Source organism: Comamonas testosteroni (assembly GCF_000761245.1).
Lineage (GTDB): Bacteria > Pseudomonadota > Gammaproteobacteria > Burkholderiales > Burkholderiaceae_C > Comamonas > Comamonas testosteroni_C.
Map to the genome: position 1 here is coordinate 1 of NZ_AWOR01000019.1, position 205 is coordinate 205.

Annotated in this window: 1 protein-coding gene; it reads right to left on the minus strand. The window is 50.7% G+C overall.

Annotated features, from left to right (window positions below):
* The coding region (locus P353_RS30295) for a PAAR domain-containing protein (protein ID WP_420093364.1) at positions 1 to 127 on the minus strand (127 nt) is incomplete at its 3' end.
* Between the last annotated feature and the right edge of the window lie 78 nt (positions 128 to 205).

Here is a 205-nt window from a genome sequence, read left to right on the forward strand (position 1 = left end):
CGCAGGTAACTGGGTCACCTTCGCAGGCACGAAGACGGCCATTCATGTGGGTTGTTTGATCTACGCCCAGCACTTCCCCGCCGCAACTGGTTTTGTCACCTTGACAGATGAAATGACCTACGCTCATTTTTTCGCCTCTTATCCATGTTTTTTTAGCCGTGCTTTCCTGCTCGTCTCGATAAGAAAACTGACGTGTGGCGCCTTT